The sequence below is a fragment of the Streptomyces sp. CB02959 genome (assembly GCF_002803155.1).
GTDB lineage: Bacteria > Actinomycetota > Actinomycetes > Streptomycetales > Streptomycetaceae > Streptomyces.
In genome coordinates, this window is sequence record NZ_NNBP01000010.1 from 23,531 (window position 1) to 39,646 (window position 16,116).

Below are 16,116 nucleotides of genomic sequence, written 5' to 3' on the forward strand. Positions count from 1 at the left end.
CTGCGCGCCCGGCCCACCCGCGCCGCGCGCCTCGCACCACCAGAGAGAGAACCACCCATGCCCCGCTCAGGCGCGTCCGGACTGCGCATCAAGTCCCCCGACCTCCTCATCGCCGAATCCGGAGCGGACCTCCACGGCCACGGGCTGCGGCGCAGCATGGGCCTCTTCCAACTGGTCTGCTTCGGCATCGGTGCCGTCGTCGGCACCGGCATCTTCGTCGGGCTCTCCGACACCGTCGCCCAGGCCGGTCCCGCGGTCGTCGTCTCCTTCGTCCTGGCGGCCGTCACCTGCGTCTTCACCGCCTTCTCCTTCGCCGAGCTGGGCGGCGCGATCCCGGTCTCCGGCAGTTCGTACTCCTACGCCTACGCCACCCTCGGCGAGCGCACCGCCTTCCTCGTCGGCTGGTGCCTGCTGCTCGAATACGGCGTCTCGGTCTCGGCGGTCGCCGTCGGCTGGGGCCAGTACCTCAACCAACTGCTCGGCAGCCTCACCGGCTGGCAGCTGCCCGCCGCGCTCGCCAACCCGCCCGGCGACGGCGGCGTCGTCAACCTCCCGGCCGTGGTCGTGGTGCTGCTGGCCGCGCTGCTGCTGGTCCGCGGCGTTCGGGAGAGCGCCCGCGCCACCGCGGCGATGGCGGTGCTCAAGCTGGCGGTCCTGGTGCTGTTCTGCGTGATCGGCTTCGGCGCGTTCCGCAGCGGCAACCTCTCCCCGTTCGCCCCCGAGGGCCTCGCCGGGATCACCTCCGGCGCCTCCGTCGCGTTCTTCTCGTACATCGGCTTCGACGCGATCACCACCGCCGGGGAGGAGGCGCGCAACCCGCGCCGGAACATCCCCCTCGCGATCCTGATCTGCATCGGTGTGGTCACCGTCCTCTACTGCCTGGTCGCGCTGGCCGCCATCGGCGCGCTCTCCTCCGGGCAGGTCGCGGGCCGCCCCGCGGCGCTGTCGCTGATCGTCGACCGGGTCACCCAGTCCGGCATCGGCGGCACGGTGATCGCCTTCGGCGCGGTCGTCGCCATCGCCTCCGTGGTCCTCGCCGTGATGTACGGGCAGACCCGCATCCTGATGTCGATGGCGCGGGACGGCCTGGTCCCGCGGGTCTTCGCGCGGGTCTCGCCGCGGACCGCCACGCCCGTCGCCAACACCTGGATCGTCGCCCTGGTCTTCGCCGTCCCGGCCGCGGTCGTCCCGCTCGACATGGTGATGAACCTGAGCAGCGTCGGCACGCTGGCGGTCATGGCGGTGGTCAACATCAGCGTGCTGGTCCTCCGCCGCACCCGGCCCGACCTGGGGCGCCGCTTCCGCGTCCCGCTGTTCCCGGTCAGCCCCCTGCTGGGCGTCGCCTTCTGCGGCTACCTCGTCTACGGCACCGGCCCGGCCACCTGGCTCCAGTTCGCCGGATTCCTCGCTATCGGCGCGGTCGTCTACGCGCTCTACGGGCGCCGCCACTCGCGCCTCGGGACCGGAACCCCCGGCTCCGCCCCGGACGGTGCGGAGGACCTCCCGGAGCCCCGCACCGCGGATGCCCCCGACGCCGCCCCCGTCCCCGGCGAGCTGCCCGCCGGGACAGCCGGCACGTCGGCCGTCACGACAGCCGCGGCTCCCGCAGCGCGGGAAGGGTGAACCACACCGCCTTGCCGCGCGCCGTCCGGCGGCAACCGGCGGCCGAACTGAGCCCCCGGACCAGCCGTAGCCCCCGCCCGGCCGCCGGCGACCGCTGACCGCCCGCGGCCCCGACCCCGGCGGCCCGAAGCCCCGCCGCCCCCGGCCCCCCGGCGACCGGCTCCGCCGCCCCGCACCCCGTCCGCCCCGCCTCGTCCGCCGCCCCGTCCAGCCCCGCCACCGGCGACGGATCCGCGTCGTGCACCTCCACCTCGCAGCCCGCCGTCCGGGCCCGCACCACCAGCTCGACGGGGCCGGGTCCGCGGGTGTGCGCGACGGCGTTGGCGACCAGTTCGGCGGTGAGCAGCACGGCGGTGGCGCGGTCGGCGGTGGTCCGCAGATCCCTCAGCGCGGCGCCGGTCAGGGCGCGGGCCAGGGACACCGCGGACGGGGCGTGCGGCAGTTCGATCCGCCAGCACGAGGGGCCGGACGGCCCGGGCGCGTGCTGCGCGGTCGGTTCCGTGGTCTGCGGTTCCGGCATGCGCCGCTCCCTTCGCCGAGGGCCGGGACCGGCGTCCGGGCCCTGCGGGACGCCTCCACGCTAGGCCGCGCACCGACGCCGGCAGCAGGGTCGGGAGACCGGGCCGGCCGGGACCTACGCCCCGCGAGCGGCAGGACTTCCGGCCCGTCCCGCGCTCCGCCGACCGCCCCGGCGCACCCGACCCGATATCGCGCCATCATGACGACAGTCACAAAGGAGTGATAGCTTCGAAGGGCATTTCGCGCGTCCCGCACCGCCACCGCATCCGCGGCCACCACACGCACCAGCCATCCGGCTGAAGGGGGCAGGCAGACCGATGAGCCCGTTCGCAGGATCCGCCCGAAGCACCGGCGCATGGCAGCACATCCGGGTCACCAGAGAGGACGGCGTCGCCACCGTCACCCTCGCCCGCCCCGAGAAGCTCAATGCGCTCACCTTCGAGTCCTACGCCGACCTCCGCGACCTGCTCGCCGAACTCTCCCGGGAACGCTCGGTGCGCGCCCTGGTCCTGGCCGGCGAGGGCCGCGGCTTCTGCTCCGGCGGCGACGTCGAGGAGATCATCGGCGTCACCCTCGGCATGGACACCGCCCAGCTCCTGGACTTCAACCGGATGACCGGGCAGGTCGTCCGGGCCATCCGGGAATGCCCCTTCCCGGTCATCGCGGCCGTGCACGGCGTGGCCGCCGGCGCCGGCGCGGTGCTCGCGCTCGCCGCCGACTTCCGGGTCGCCGACCCCTCCGCCCGCTTCGCGTTCCTCTTCACCCGGGTCGGCCTCTCCGGCGGCGACATGGGCGCGGCCTACCTTCTGCCGCGCGTCATCGGCCTCGGCCACGCCACCCGGGTGCTGATGCTCGGCGACCCGGTCCGCGCCCCCGAGGCCGAACGCCTCGGCCTGATCAGCGAACTCGCCGAGGAGGGCCGCGCCGACGAGCGGGCCGCCGCCCTCGCCCGCCGGCTCGCCGACGGCCCCGCACTGGCCCACGCCCAGACCAAGGCCCTGCTCACCGCCGAACTCGACATGCCGCTGGCCGCCGCCGTCGAAATGGACGCCGCCACCCAGGCGCTGCTGATGAACAGCGCCGACTACGCCGAATTCCACGCCGCCTTCACCGAGAAGCGGCCCCCCCAGTGGCAGGGAAAGTGACCGGGTCCGCGGGCCCCGACCCGCGGCCGCTGAAGGTCGCCGTCCTCGGCGGTGGCCCCGGCGGGCTCTACGCCGCGGCCCTGCTCAAACGGCTCGACCCGGCCCGCGAGATCACCGTCTGGGAGCGCAACGCCCCCGACGACACCTTCGGCTTCGGCGTCGTCCTCTCCGACGAGACCCTCGGCGGCATCGAACACGCCGACCCGGTCGTCTACCGCGCCCTGCAAGCGGAGTTCGTGCGCTGGGACGACATCGACATCGTGCACCGCGGCCGCACTCTCACCTCCGGCGGCCACGGCTTCGCCGCCCTCGGCCGCCGCCGGCTGCTGGCGATCCTCCACGACCGCTGCCGCTCCCTGGGCGTACGGCTGGTCTTCGGCACCGAGGCCCCGCCGGCCGCCCGACTCGCCCGCGACCACGACCTGGTGATCGCCGCCGACGGAGTGCACAGCACCACCCGCACCGCACACGCGGACGTCTTCCGCCCGCAGCTGACCACCCACCGCTGCCGCTACATCTGGCTCTCCGCCGACTTCGCCCTGGACGCCTTCCGCTTCGAGATCGCCGACACCGGCCGCGGCATCGCCCAGCTCCACGCCTACCCGTACGCCCGCCCCGCGCCCGAGGGCCCCGGTGAACCCGACGGCGGCGCCAGCACCGTCATCGTCGAGATGCGCGAAGAGGTCTGGCGCGCCAACGGCCTGGACACCCACGACGAGTCCGCCTCGGCCGCCTGGTGCGCCGCTCTCTTCGCCGACAGCCTGGGCGGCCGCCCGCTGCGCACCAACAACTCCAGCTGGATCGCCTTCCGCACGGTTGCCAACGAGCGCTGGTCACACGGCCCGATCGTGCTGCTCGGCGACGCCGCGCACACCGCCCACTTCTCCATCGGCTCCGGCACCAAACTCGCCGTCGAGGACGCCCTCGCCCTCACCGCGTGCCTACGGGAGCAGCCCACCCTGCCGGACGCCCTCGCCGCCTACGAGGCCGAACGCCGCCCCGTCGTCGCCTCCACCCAGCGCGCCGCCCGCGCCAGCCTCGCGTGGTTCGAGGACCTCGCCACCTACACCGGCCAGCCGCCGCACCAGTTCGCCTTCAACCTGCTCACCCGCAGCCGCCGGGTCACCCACGACAACCTGCGCCTGCGCGACGCGGAGTTCACCGACGCGGTCGCCGCGGAGGCGGGCGTCCCCACCGGGACACCGCCGATGTTCACCCCCTTCCGGCTCCGCGGACTGACCCTGCGCAACCGCGTCGTGGTCTCCCCGATGGACATGTACGCGGCCGACGGCGACGGCACGCCCGGCGACTTCCACCTCGTCCACCTCGGCGCCCGCGCCCTGGGCGGCGCCGGCCTGGTGATGACGGAAATGGTGTGCGTCAGCCCCGAGGGGCGGATCACCCCGGCCTGCACCGGTCTGTACACCCCGGAACACGAGCGGGCCTGGCGGCGCGTCACCGACTTCGTGCACACCCGGGCGCCCGGCACCGCCCTGGGCGTCCAGCTGGGCCACTCCGGCCGCAAGGGCTCCACCCGCCGGATGTGGGAGGGCATCGACCAGCCGCTCCCGGACGGCAACTGGCCGCTCGTCGCCCCCTCCGCACTGCCCTACCGCCCGGGCGTCAACCAGGTCCCGCACGCCCTGACCACCGCCGAACTCGCCGCGGTACGGGAGCAGTTCGCCCGCTCCGCCGCCGCTGCCGCCCGCGCCGGCTTCGACCTCCTCGAACTCCACTGCGCCCACGGCTACCTCCTCTCCGGATTCCTCTCACCGCTGACCAACCGACGTACCGACGCCTACGGCGGCTCCCTCGCCGGCCGCCTCCGCTTCCCCCTCGAAGTGTTCGACGCGGTACGGGAACAATGGCCGGAAGACCGCCCCATGACTGTCCGGATCTCCGCAACCGACTGGGCGGAGGGCGGCACCACCGCCGACGACGCGGTGGCCCTCGCGGCCGCCTTCGCCGAGCACGGCGCCGACGCCATCGACGTCTCCACCGGACAGGTCGTGCCCCACGAGCGCCCCGACTTCGGCCGCTCCTACCAGGCCCCGTTCGCCGACCGCATCCGCAACACCCTCGGCATCCCCGTCATCGCGGTCGGCGCCATCTCCTCCTGGGACGACGTCAACTCCCTGATCCTGGCCGGCCGCACCGACCTGTGCGCCCTGGCCCGACCCCACCTCTACGACCCGCACTGGACCCTGCACGCCGCCGCCGACCAGGGCTACAGCGGACCGGGCGCCCCCTGGCCGCTGCCCTACCAGGCCGGCAGCCGCACCCCGCCCACCGGCCGTACCGACGCGCCGAAGCCCCGCCTCACGCTGCACTGACGGGGAGGCCGGACGCAGCGCGGGGCGGGGCCGATCCGCGGCGCGGTCCACGCGCCCGCCGTCAGCACAGGTCGGGCAGGCACTCCGGCAGCGGAAGACCGGTGACCCGCGCGTCGAGCAGCGCCCGGCCGTGCTGCTCGACGCACACCGCCACCTCCCGGCGGCCGTCGTCGGCCACCCCGGCGGGCCGGGCCTGCACCCAGCACGGCGCGTCCAGTTCGGCGTACCGCTCGAAGGAGCAGGTCAGCGCGACCGGCAGCGCCCAGTCGGGCGCCGCCGCCCGCGCGGCCTGCCGGGCCGCCTCGACCATCAGCATGCCCGGGACGTGGTCCACCGGGTGGTCGAACAGCACCGGATGCGAGGTGTCCACCCGCAGCCGCCAGCGGTCGGCGCGGTCCGTGGGGGAGAGCACCACGTCACCGGTCCGGTCCCGGCCCACGGCCTGTGGCGCGACCGGCTCCGCCGGCGGCAGCCGCCGGGCGTTGGCGAGCGCCAGATCGCCGTACTCGCCGCGCACCCGGCGGTAGACGGCCGGACTGTGGCAGGAGTACGCCAGCGTCGCGCGGGCCAGCTCCGCGCCGTCGCACACGATGCGGAACTCCTGGCGGATGCTGACCAGTTGCTTCCGCCTGCGGACCACGTCGCGGTCGGTGATGTGCAGCGCGATGTCGGCCGGTTTCAGGGCGGCGCGCAGCGCCTGCGGGCGGAGCGCGTAACGGACCTGCTGCCAGATGATCCGGTGGTCCAGCGGCACGCCGTGCGCGACGTGGCTCAGTAATATCCCCGCCTGCCGCACCGTCTCGATCAGCAGCAGCGGATCGTGCAGCCCGTGCGCCGGCCCGTAGAAGCTGTGCGCGCGGGGCCACTGGGCGGTCACCAGCCAGCCGTCCGACCCGCTCTGCCGCCAGTTGGTCAGGAACACCTCCGACACCGCGGCCCGGTGCACGTACTCCCGGGGCACCGTCGAGGTCAGCGCCCGCGGTCGGTTTCCGTCCCCCCGTCGTCCGTGGATGCCGCCGGACTGATCACATGCGGACGGGGTGAGGGTGGCGCTGGCCATGGAGGTCCTTTCAGAGGGGCGGCGCTCGGCGCTCCGGCGGTCGGGATCCGGTCTCCGCCCCAAGATACGAACCATGCGGTTTGTTTTCCAGTGACGAGCCGACCGTTCCCTCGCCGTGGCGAGTCCTGGTGGAGGGTCAGACGGCGATCTTCACAGATCGGCCGTGCGGGTCCAGATGGCTCAGCGCACCCGGCGACGCCAGGCCCGGCAGCGTGTGCTTCCACAGGGCGGTGACCCGCTCGGGAAGATCGGCCCGATTGGTCGCGGCCCGCGAGAACAGCTGCACGCCCATGTACGCGGCGACGAAGAACTCCGCGGCCCGGTCCGGCGCGACGGCGGGCAGCAGTTCGCCCTTGTCCCGGGCGTCGGTGAACATCGCGGTGATGATGTCGGTCCACGCCTGATACGGGACCAGCGGCTCCTCGCTGAACGTCGTCTCGACCGCGATCCGGGTGCCGGCCTGCAGCAACGGGTCGCTGCGCAGGGCCAGCGCGACCTGATGGGTGAAGTCGATGGCGTCCTGCAGACGGGAGTCGCTGACCGGCGGAACGAACGGTTCGGTCTGCTCCCGGATGACTGCGCGCGCCAGTGCGTCCTTGGAGCGGAAGTGGAAGTAGACGGCTCCCTTGGTGACCCCGGCGCGTTGGATGATCTCTGCCATCGTGGCGGCCTGGTAGCCGCGGGTGCCGATGACGTGGGCCGCGGCTTCGAGAACGGCTCGCCGGGTGCGCACCGCCCGTTCCTGCTTGACCACCGATCATCCTCCGTATGCTCTCGTGGAGTTGTTGAGTCCGGGCGAGACCCGCTGCCGTGGCCGCGCAGTCTATTTCCGCATCATAAAGAAGCCAACCGTGCGGTATTCATGGGCGGCGAGGCGTTTACGGCCGGAATACATGCCCGGTGATGCGGTGCCGCGTGGTACCGCCGAACGCGCAAGGAGCAGACCGATGACCGTCCCCGCCGCGCCCGACCTCCCCGCCGTCCACCGGGAGGTACGGCTCGCCCGCCGTGTCGGCGACGAGCAGGTGACGGAGCGTCACTTCGAGGTGGTCGAGGTCCCCCTGCCCGAGCCGGGACCAGGGCAGGTGCTGGTGCGCACCCGCTATATGGCGGTCACCGCGGCGATGCGGACGCGGATGACCGAGGTCCGGCTGCCGATGCCCTCCTTCGAACCCGGCCGGCCGCTGTGGGGCTCCGCGGTCGGCGAGGTCGTGGCGGCCGCCGGCGACACCCTCGTCCCCGGTGACCTGGTCCACCACCCTTACGGATGGCGGGAGTTCGCGGTCGTCGACGAGAAGCACGCCCGGCGGCTGGACCCCGACGCCCTCCCCTCCCTGGCCGCGCACCTCTCCCAGGGCGCCACCGCCTGGGGCGCGCTGAGCCGGACCGCCGGGGTCCGGCCGGGCGACACCGTGTTCGTCAGCGGCGCGGCCGGCGGGGTGGGCAGCCTGGCCGGCCAGCTCGCCCGCCGGCTGGGAGCCGGCCGGGTGATCGGCAGCACCGGCTCGGAGGCCAAGGCGGCCCGCCTGCGGGCGGAGTTGGGGTACGACGCCGCGGTGGTGCGCGGGGCCGGGCCCATCGAGGAGCAGCTGCGCCGAGCGGCGCCGGACGGCATCGACGTGCTGCTGGACACCGTGGGCGGTGAGCAACTGCGCGCGGCGCTCGCGGTGGCGCGCCCGGAGGCCCGGTTCGCCCTGGTCGGCGCGCTGTCCAGTCAGTTGGGCGCGGGCGGTGGGGTGGCCGGTCCGGTCGAGCTGGACTCGGCACTGATCATCACGCGCCGGGTGACGCTGCGCGGCTTCGGGCTGTACGCGCACCCCGACCTGCCGGAGGAGTGGACCGCGGAGTTCGGCCGGGGGCTGCGGGACGGCTCCCTTGTCTTCCCGCACGCCCTGCTGACGGGGGTCGAGCAGGCGCCGAGGGCGCTCTGCGAGCTCACCCGGGGACGCCATGTCGGAGCGGTGCTCGTGGAGTTGTGAGACCGGTGCGGGGCCGGAGCGGGGTGCGGGCCGCCGGCCGCCGCGGGGCGGGCCGGGCGGTCAGCCGGCCGGGACCTGCGCCGGCGCCGGGATTCCGGCGGCCGCGACCCGGCCCGCCGCGGCCGGCAGCAGCCCCCACAGTCCGGCGACCGCCTCCGCGTCCCACCACATCCGGTCGCCGCCGCCCAGGTGCAGCAGCCCCACCACGATCGACGTCAGCAGCTGGGCGGTGCGCCGGGGCTCGACGTCCGTGGGGTGCGGGCCGGTGAGCTCGTCCCCGAGGTGGACCGGCTCGCCGGTGCCGCAGGTGACCGCCTTGTCGAGGAAGAGCGCGTACCAGCGCTGCTCCAAGGCGTGGATGTCCAGACCGGGCGCGGTCTCGGGGCGCAGCCGCAGCCCGGCGCGCAGCACCGCGTCCGACTGCACCCGGCCGAACAGCTCGACGGCGAAGTCCCGGACGGCGACGGTCAGCGGCTCGGGGGAGCGGAGGAAGCCCTCCTCGACCTCGTTGAGGGTGGCCAGGGCGGCGTCCCGCACGGCGAGGGTCAGGTCGTCCTTGGACGTGAAGTGGAAGTAGAGGGCGCCCTTGCTGAGCCGGGCCCGCCGGCTGATCTCGACCATGCCTGCGGCGGGCACTCCCTTTTCCAGGAACGTCTCGGCGGCCGAGCGGATGAGCGCCTGGCGGCTCTGGATGGCGCGATGCTGCGTGGGCACGTGTCCGTCCCGTCTCTCGTACGACTGCAACGTGTTTGCAGTCTACAGAGAAAACCAACCATGCGGTTCGCTATGGTGGAGGGAAATGGCCGGATCCTCCCCGCTCTGTCGGGAAGTGATCGCTCTGCCTCCTGGTCCGTACCTGGCGCCGGGCGTTGGTGGCGCATATGTCCAGTGTGGCCCGCCCCGGATTGCTTGTCGACCGTCAGGGAGGGGCTAAGGCACATTGACAAACAGCGCAGGCGGTTTTTAAATCTCCGAAGGCGGTAAACGGGACGATCCCTTCCGATGCCGCCACCTCGACGGTCGCGTACCGCCCTTGGACAGCGGTGCGCCACGGCGAGACCGCCTCTGCCGCCACAGTCGTCGACCGCAGGCCCGCCCGACCAGCTGGGCCCGCACAGTCACCCGAGCCCCCGCACCCATCGGAACCCGGAAAGGTCCCCATCCATGCGCGTATCAATGGAAGTCGGCGAACGTCCTGTGATGAGAGGCGCGCGGAGCGCCGGCGGCGAGACGCTCAAGGCCGCCGTCTTCGATCTGGACGGCACCCTCGCCAACACCCTGCCCGCGATCAGCAAGCTGCTGGTCAAGGTGGCCGCGGAGCAGGGCTGTTCGGTCACCGCGCGGCAGGCGGCCACGGCCATCGGCAAGCCCCCGGCCGCCGCGTTCGGCCGGCTGCTGGGCCGGCCCGAGGACGACGGCCGGGTGCAGGCCGCCATCTCCCGCTACCGGGAACTGTTCGCCTACGAGGTCCTGTGCCAGGGGCCGCAGCTGCTCTACCCCGGAGTGACGGCCGGGCTGTCCGCGCTGCGCGCCCACGGCGTCGAACTCGCCGTCGCCACCTCCAAGACCACCCGCAGCGCCGAGGCCCTGCTCGATGTGATGGGCATCCGCGACCTGGTCGGCCCGGTCGTCGGGCAGGACATGGTGCGGCGCGGCAAGCCGCACCCGGAGATGGTGCTGCGCGCGGCCGGCCGGCTGGGGGTCCCGGCCTGGCAGAGCGCTTATGTGGGGGACACCGTGGGGGACATGCGGATGGCGGTGACCGCGCGCATGGAGCCGGTCGCGGTCACCTACGGCAGCGGAACGTTCGGTGAACTCGCCGCGGTCGCCGGCACGCGGATGTGCAGCTCCTTCAAGGACGTGGTGTCGGTGATCGCCGCCGCCCGGCCGCGCCCGGCAGCGGCGGCCGCCGCCGGACCGGTCGTCCGGCCGCGCCGCACCGCCGTCACGGTGGGGGCGCAGCAGCGGCGACGCTGAAACAGGGGGCACGGGGTGCCCGCGGCCCAGGGGGAACACCGGGGCCGCGGGCCGGAGGCGACGGCACGGGGCGTACGAGGAAGCGGGCCGCCTCCCATTCGAGCGGAGTCGAGAATGGGGAGGTTCAGCCCGCGTCCTGGGTGCGGAACGACCCGGCCGTCGCCTCCTGCACGTAACGGGCGCCGGCCGCCCGCAGTTTGCCGTGCAGCCGGCCGAACACCTCCGCCGCGCGACCGCCCGGCCAGTCCGCCGGCAGGAGCGCCGGGGGCAGCCCGGGATCCGCGTACGGCAGATGGCGCCAGGCGTCCAGGGCGAGCAGGTAGTCGCGGTAGGCCGCCTCGGGGGGCAGTGAGCGGCGCCGGGTCCAGCGGTCCAGGACCGGTTCGTGCGCGGCCAGGAAGGCGCGGTGGCGCGCGGCGAGGGCGTCCAGGTCCCACCAGCGCGCCACGGCCTGCGCGGTGGGCGTGAAACCGGCATGGGTACCGGTGAACAGGTCCACGTAGGCGGCCAGCTGGAGCCGCTCCAGGGTGTGCCGGGTCTCCTCGTAGAGGTGCGCGGGGGCGATCCAGACGCCGGGCGCCGCGGTGCCGAAGCCCAGCCGGGCCAGCCGGGAGCGCAGCAGGTGGCGCTTGTGCCGCTCCTCCTCGGGGACCGAGAAGACGGCCAGCACCCAGCCCTCCGCCGGCGGTCGGGCGGGCCGCCCGAATATCCGGCGGTCGCCGTCCTCCAGCAACTGGCGGCCCGCGTCGGAGAGGCCGTACGCGGCGGCGCCCGCGGCCGTGCGCTCCGCGACCAGCAGCCCGCGGCGCTTGAGCCGGGAGACCGCGGAACGCACCGACGGCGGATCCACGCCGAGCGCCCCGAGCAGCCGGATCAGCGCGGCCACCGGCACCGGGCCGGGCGCGCCGCCGGAACCGTCCGCGGCGCCGCGTCCGTAGGCCCCGTAGAAGGTGACGATCAGGGACCGCGGGGTGTGCTGGGCTTGCTCGTCGCTCACCGGGTCACTCTAGATCCCGGTCGCGCAGTCGGAAGCGCTGGAGCTTGCCGGTCGGGGTGCGCGGCAGCGCGGTGTGGAAGATCACCTCGCGCGGGCACTTGTAGGGCGCGATCCGGGCTTTGACGAACGCCCGCAGCGCGGTGACGGTGTCCGCCCCGGGCGGCACGCCGTCCCGCAGCACCACATGGGCGACGACCACCTGGCCGCGGTCCGCGTCGGGCCGGCCGACCACCGCCGCCTCGGTGACGTCCGGGTGCCGCAGCAGGGCGTCCTCCACCTCGGGACCGGCGATGTTGTACCCGGCCGAGATGATCATGTCGTCCGCGCGGGCCACGTAGCGGAAGTAGCCGTCCCCGTCCCGTACATAGGTGTCGCCGGTGAGGTTCCAGCCGTCGCGGACGTAGCCGGTCTGCCGGGTGTCGGCCAGGTAGCGGCAGCCGGTCGGGCCGCGGACCGCCAGCAGCCCCGGTTCGCCGTCCGGCACCGGCCGGCCGTCCGGACCCACCACCCGCGCCTCGAAACCGGGCACCGGCAGCCCCGTCGTCCCCGGCCGGATCGCGTCGTCGGCGGCGGACAGGAAGATGTGCAGCAGCTCCGTGGCGCCGATCCCGTTGATGATCCGCAGGCCGGTCGCCTCGTGCCAGGACCGCCAGGTCGCGGCTGGCAGGTTCTCGCCGGCCGACACGCAGCGGCGGAGCGAGGCCAGATCGTGCCCGGCGAGCTTGGACAGCATCGCCCGGTAGGCGGTCGGCGCGGTGAACAGCACCGAGATCCGGTGGGCCGCGATGTCGCCGAGCAGCCGCTCCGGCCCGGCCCAGTCGGCCAGGTACGCCGAGGCCCCGGCCCGCAACGGGAAGACCACCAGCCCGCCGAGCCCGAAGGTGAAGCCGAGCGGGGGACTGCCGGCGAACACGTCGTCCGGACGCGGCCGCAACACCTGCGCCGAGAAGGTGTCCGCGATGGCGAGCACATCGCGGTGGAAGTGCAGACACCCCTTGGGACGGCCGGTGGTGCCCGAGGTGAAGGCGATCAGCGCGACGTCGTCGGAGGCGGTCGGCACCGCGCGGTACGGCGCGCCGCCGGGCCGCGCGCACTGCGCCAGGTCGTCCGGGCCGTCCCCGCCGAAGGTGGTGATCCGCAATCCCGGGACGTCGGCCCGGACCAGATCGCCGACCGCGGCGGCGTCGCACAGCGCGTGCCCGACCCGGGCGAGCCGGCAGATCGTGGCGAGTTCGTCCGGCCGGTGCGCGGCCAGGACGGTCACCGCCACCGCGCCGGCCTTCATGACCGCGAGCCAGCAGGCGGCCAACCAGGGCGTGGTGGGACCGCGCAGCAGCACGCGGTTGCCCGGCACGACGCCCAACGGGCCGGTGAGGGTACGGGCGATCGCGTCGACCCGCTCCCGCAACTCCCCGTAGGACCACACCCGGCCGTGCGCGTCGCGGAGTGCGGGCCGGTCCGGGCCCAGCCGGGCGATGGTGCCGTCGAGGAGTTCCGCGCCGCAGTTCAGCCGGTCGGGATAGCCCAGGTCGGTGAGGTGCGGCCACTGCTCCGGCGGTGGCAGCCGGTCGCGCGTGAAGGTGTCGGTGTGGGCCGAGGACCGTAGCTCCATGCGGGGTGCGCCCCCTTGGGCCGGGTGGCCGCCGGGCGGCCGGGGAGGGGTGGAGGTGGGGTGTGGGGACCGGGGAGGACTGCCGTACGGATCCTCGTCAGCGTAACGTCTTCGTGACGGCAGTCAACAGACCGCGATAACCGGCCGCCGGGCCGTCGCCGCGTCCGGTACCGCTACCAGGGGAGCCGCTCGTGACCGCATTCGCACTGGGACCGGAGGAACAGCAATGGTGCGCCCGGCTGCGCGCCAGGACGGCCGAACGGCTGCGCCCCCTGGCGGAGAAGGGGGAACCGGGCCGGGTCAACCGGCCCCTGGTCGCCGCCCTCGGCGAACTGGGCCTGCTGCAACGGCTCTTCCCCGACGGCGGCAGCCCGCGCGCACTGGACCTGTGTCTCCTGCGGGAGTCGCTGGCCCAGGAGTGCACCGAGGCGGAGACCGCCCTGGCGCTCCAAGGGCTGGGCGCCTGCCCGATCGTCCAGTCCGGCACGGACGCCCAACGGGGCCGCTGGCTACCGGAGGTGACGGCCGGACGGGCGGTCGCGGCCTTCGCGCTGAGCGAGCCCGGCGCGGGTTCGGACGCCGCGGCGCTCGCCCTGTCCGCCGAGCCCGACGGCCCCGGCCGCTGGCGGCTGACCGGTGAGAAGTGCTGGATCTCCAACGCGCCCGAGGCCGACTTCGCCACCGTCTTCGCCCGCACCGGCGGCCCCGACGGCGCCCGCGGCATCACCGCCTTCCTCGTCCCCGCCGACCGCCCGGGCCTGGGCGGCGAGCGGCTGGACATGCTCAGCCCGCACCCCATCGGCACCCTGGTCTTCGACGGCACGCCGGTGACCGACGCGGACGTGCTCGGTGAGGTGGGCGGCGGGTTCGGGGTGGCGATGCGCACCCTGAACCTCTTCCGGCCGAGCGTGGGCGCCTTCGCGGTCGGCATGGCGCAGGCCGCGCTGGACGCCGCGCTGGCGCACGCCGGCACCCGCACCGCGTTCGGCGGACCGCTCAAGGACCTCCAGTCCGTCGGCCACCGGCTCGCCGAGATGGCCACCCGCGTCGAGGCCGCCCGGCTGCTGGTGTACGCGGCCGCAGCCGCCTACGACCGCGGCGCACCGGACATCGCCCGCCGCTCGGCGATGGCCAAACTCCTCGCCACCGAGACCGCCCAGGACGTCGTCGACGCCGCCGTCCAGATCCACGGCGCCCGCGCCCTGCGCCGCGGCCACCTCCTGGAACACCTCTACCGCGAGGTCCGCGCCCCCCGGATCTACGAGGGCGCCACCGAGGTCCAACGCTCCATCATCGCCAAGGAGTTGTACCGGAACCCCGTCCTCCCGCCGACCGGAACCGGGCATCCGGCACCGAAATCTGGGGCTGAACACCGGCTCTGAGCACCGGAGTTGGACGAGGCGGGCGGGAACCGAAGCCGCATGCGGAGGGCGAAGGGCCGCGGAGTAAAGTCGTGGCCCGAGCCCACCGCGCCGCCCGCAGCGGCACCGCCGCGGGGGCTCCCGTTCCCGTTCCCGGCGCAGGCGCCGCCCGTTCCCGACGCCGTCTCCTGCCCACCGACCCACCCTGGAGCAGGCCGGACATGACGACACCCTTCCAGTGGCTCGCCGCACGAGTCGCCTTCGGGCGGCCGGCCCTCCGAACGGCCGCCGCGGGCGCACTGGCCGCCAGCGTGATGATCATCGTCACCGGCGCCGTGGTCCGCGTCAGCGGCTCCGGCCTGGGCTGCGACCAGTGGCCCAACTGCTCCGCCGACAGCCTCGCGGCCACGCCCGCGCTGGGACTGCACGGCGCCATCGAATTCGGCAACCGCCTGCTGACCTTCGTGGTGTCCGCGGCCGTCGGCTGGCTCATCATCGTCTCCCGACTGCAGCGCGACGCCGTCCCCGCGGTGACCCGATGGGCCTGGGCCCAGTTCTGGATCGTCCTGCTCAACGCCGTCGTCGGCGGCCTGACCGTGCTGGCGCGACTGAGCCCCTACATGGTCACCGCGCACTTCCTCGCCGCCGTGCTGCTCCTGACGGGAAGCACGGTCTCCTGGCACCGGACCCGTACGCTCGACCGCCCCGCCCCACCCGTCACCGCCCCCGTCCGGCGGCTCGCCACCGCCCTGTTCGCCGGCACGGCACTGCTCCTCGTGGCCGGCACGCTGGTCACCGGTACCGGACCGCATGCCGGCGACTCCTCCGACGTGACGCGGATGCCGCTGAACTGGACCGTCATGACCTGGCTGCACGGAGCCGTCGCCGCCGTGGTCCTGGCCCTCGCCACCGCCCTCTGGAACCGCACCCGGACGGACCCCGACCGCACCGCCCACCGCCGCACCACCGTGTTCCTCGCGGTGCTCCTCGCCCAAGGACTGGTCGGCCTGGTCCAGTCCGCCACCGCCCTCCCCGGAGCGGCCGTCGTCCTGCACCTGCTCGGCTCCGCCCTCGCATGGACGGGCGCGGTCCGCGTCTTCCTCGACACCCGCACACCCTCCGCACCACGCCACGAACACCGCGACACCGCACTGGCCCGTTCGTGACCCACGCCCCCTCGGCCTGACCGGGCACGATTCCGACCCAGCCCCGTCCCGCCCCGTCCGCCGAGCGGCGCCGCGCACCTTCCCGGCCAGTGGCGCGCACTTGTCGGAAGGGGTGGGGCGGGGGTGAGGGGTGTTCAGATGTCGCGACCGATCTCGGTCGGCAGTAGGCCCCGTGAGATCTGGCGGGGCCTACTGCCGTGTGGGCCGGGGCCCCTACGGGGCCGTTCAACGACGACCGGCATGTACATCCCTACGCAGCGAACAAACCCTTTGCCGAGGAACGCTGACGAACGGGACAGGGAGAGCATCCTGGTGGGTGGCCAAGAGACAGAGCAGCCGACGGC

At 74.3% G+C, this 16,116-nt stretch carries 13 protein-coding genes; 7 read left to right on the forward strand and 6 right to left on the reverse strand.

The genetic code is table 11. The features are described from left to right. The first annotated feature begins 57 nt into the window (after positions 1–57). Positions 58–1,623, forward strand: coding sequence for an amino acid permease (locus tag CG747_RS17845; RefSeq protein WP_100602744.1), 1,566 nt, complete (start codon positions 58–60; stop codon positions 1,621–1,623). Here the strand turns inward: CG747_RS17845 and CG747_RS17850 are convergent. Further along, a complete protein-coding gene (locus CG747_RS17850; RefSeq protein ID WP_100602745.1) occupies positions 1,586–2,143 on the reverse strand; it encodes an ATP-binding protein in 558 nt (185 codons plus the stop codon). The genes CG747_RS17845 and CG747_RS17850 overlap by 38 nt on opposite strands. Before the next feature lie 316 nt (positions 2,144–2,459). Between CG747_RS17850 and CG747_RS17855 the strand changes: the two genes are divergently transcribed. Further along, positions 2,460–3,287 (forward strand): enoyl-CoA hydratase family protein, encoded by an 828-nt coding sequence (locus CG747_RS17855; RefSeq protein ID WP_100602746.1) that lies wholly within the window; start codon positions 2,460–2,462, stop codon positions 3,285–3,287. Further along, complete coding sequence (locus CG747_RS17860; RefSeq protein WP_100602747.1) at positions 3,284–5,620, forward strand: bifunctional salicylyl-CoA 5-hydroxylase/oxidoreductase; 2,337 nt, start codon at positions 3,284–3,286, stop codon at positions 5,618–5,620. Before CG747_RS17855 ends, CG747_RS17860 begins: the two co-directional genes overlap by 4 nt. Before the next feature lie 61 nt (positions 5,621–5,681). Here CG747_RS17860 and CG747_RS17865 read toward each other — a convergent pair whose 3' ends face one another. Together CG747_RS17865 and CG747_RS17870 are read right to left on the reverse strand one after the other, a co-directional pair. Further along, entirely contained in the window at positions 5,682–6,680 is a 999-nt protein-coding gene (locus CG747_RS17865) for a ScbA/BarX family gamma-butyrolactone biosynthesis protein (protein WP_100602748.1), read from the reverse strand. A 136-nt stretch (positions 6,681–6,816) separates the two neighbouring features. After that, the gene (locus CG747_RS17870) at positions 6,817–7,434 is read right to left on the reverse strand and encodes a ScbR family autoregulator-binding transcription factor (RefSeq protein ID WP_100602749.1); all 618 of its coding nucleotides are present in this window, start codon (positions 7,432–7,434) and stop codon (positions 6,817–6,819) included. A gap of 193 nt (positions 7,435–7,627) precedes the next feature. Between CG747_RS17870 and CG747_RS17875 the strand changes: the two genes are divergently transcribed. Beyond that, complete coding sequence (locus CG747_RS17875; RefSeq protein ID WP_100602750.1) at positions 7,628–8,659, forward strand: NADP-dependent oxidoreductase; 1,032 nt, start codon at positions 7,628–7,630, stop codon at positions 8,657–8,659. Between the two features lie 60 nt (positions 8,660–8,719). Here the strand turns inward: CG747_RS17875 and CG747_RS17880 are convergent, their stop codons facing one another. Beyond that, positions 8,720–9,373: a TetR/AcrR family transcriptional regulator gene (locus tag CG747_RS17880; RefSeq protein ID WP_100602751.1), complete on the reverse strand. Its 654-nt coding sequence runs from the start codon at positions 9,371–9,373 to the stop codon at positions 8,720–8,722. Between the two features lie 486 nt (positions 9,374–9,859). Between CG747_RS17880 and CG747_RS17885 the strand changes: the two genes are divergently transcribed. Beyond that, on the forward strand, positions 9,860–10,636 hold the full coding sequence (locus tag CG747_RS17885; RefSeq protein ID WP_100602752.1) for an HAD family hydrolase: 777 nt from the start codon (positions 9,860–9,862) through the stop codon (positions 10,634–10,636). A 124-nt stretch (positions 10,637–10,760) separates the two neighbouring features. On the opposite strand, the gene CG747_RS17890 is transcribed toward CG747_RS17885, so the two are convergent. Both CG747_RS17890 and CG747_RS17895 read right to left on the reverse strand, forming a co-directional pair. Next, positions 10,761–11,633: a PaaX family transcriptional regulator C-terminal domain-containing protein gene (locus CG747_RS17890; RefSeq protein WP_100602753.1), complete on the reverse strand. Its 873-nt coding sequence runs from the start codon at positions 11,631–11,633 to the stop codon at positions 10,761–10,763. A 4-nt stretch (positions 11,634–11,637) separates the two neighbouring features. Then, a complete protein-coding gene (locus CG747_RS17895; protein WP_100602754.1) occupies positions 11,638–13,245 on the reverse strand; it encodes an AMP-binding protein in 1,608 nt (535 codons plus the stop codon). A 191-nt stretch (positions 13,246–13,436) separates the two neighbouring features. On the opposite strand from CG747_RS17895, the gene CG747_RS17900 reads away from it, so the two are divergent. Both CG747_RS17900 and CG747_RS17905 read left to right on the forward strand, forming a co-directional pair. After that, positions 13,437–14,627: an acyl-CoA dehydrogenase family protein gene (locus CG747_RS17900; RefSeq protein WP_257980501.1), complete on the forward strand. Its 1,191-nt coding sequence runs from the start codon at positions 13,437–13,439 to the stop codon at positions 14,625–14,627. 200 nt (positions 14,628–14,827) lie between these two features. Further along, positions 14,828–15,772 carry a heme A synthase gene (locus CG747_RS17905; RefSeq protein ID WP_100602755.1) on the forward strand — a complete coding sequence of 315 codons (945 nt, stop codon included), beginning with the start codon at positions 14,828–14,830 and terminating at the stop codon, positions 15,770–15,772. Positions 15,773–16,116: the final 344 nt, after the last annotated feature.